Here is a 979-nt window from a genome sequence, read left to right as displayed (position 1 = left end):
CGAGCAAATCACCACCGACCTCGCGCCGCTGTCGGGGTTGCTCGAGCAGGCCTCGTCGGCCGGCGAGCAGCTCAGCCAGTATCGTCCGCTCGTCGATCAGCTGGCTGCTGCGGCGCCCGCACTCGATGAGTTTTCCCAACAAGCTCCCGAGCTGTCTCGAGTGGCACGACAAGCACAGTCGGCTGCCGACGCCGTCGCACCAGTGTTGAGTGCACTCGATGCTCCCTGGTGCGTCCAGATCCCGCAGTGTTCGGCCTTGCAGACACAGACCTCGGACATCCGCGCACTGGCCGACAACCAGTCCCTCGGTCGCTTCGCGGACTTCGCTACCCAGCTCGGTGGAGTCAACGGCCCGGGAACGGCGGACATCGCGCAGTTGCAGAGCTCATTGAACGTCCTCGACTCCGCTCTGCAGACGATCAACGGCCAGGACCTCGGCAGTCGGTTGTCACAGCTCCAGACGGGCGTCCGAGCGCTCGCCGACGGGGCCCGCCAGCTGTCCGGCGGTGTGAGCGCATTGGTGGACAGCAACGTACAGCTGCTGGCGGGCCTGTCTCAAGTGGCCGCCCAGCTACGCGCGCCCGCCCGGGACATCGGCAACACCGACTCGGCAACGGGATTCTACCTACCCGCCGACGCGTTCAAGGATCAACAGTTCAGCCAAGTGGCGCGCCAGTTCATCTCGCCGGATGGCAAGACTGCTCGCTATGTAGTGCAGACCGCCTACGATCCGTATACCGCGGATGCCATGACGTTGGCTAACAGCCTGTCAAAGGTGGCCGAGGACGCCATGCCGAACACCACGCTGCAGGGTGCGCGCGCATCTGTCGCCGGGTTCCCGGCGATCAACGCCGACATCCAACGACTTCTGGCGTACGACTTCAAGTTACTCGGATTCGGGACGCTCCTGATAGTCGGCCTGATCCTAATGCTCTTACTCAGGGCGATCGTCGCACCGATCTATCTACTGGCCACTGTC

Annotated in this window: 1 protein-coding gene; it reads left to right on the top strand. The window is 64.0% G+C overall.

What is annotated here, in order from left to right; genetic code table 11:
* Window positions 1-979 (top strand): MMPL family transporter (locus tag GM1_RS21150; protein ID WP_040520980.1); only part of this gene is annotated, 979 nt, incomplete at both ends.

This window comes from Gordonia malaquae NBRC 108250, from assembly GCF_000344135.1.
Lineage (GTDB): Bacteria > Actinomycetota > Actinomycetes > Mycobacteriales > Mycobacteriaceae > Gordonia > Gordonia malaquae.
Note: the sequence above shows the minus strand (reverse complement) of the source record. Positions and strands in the feature narration are given on the sequence as shown.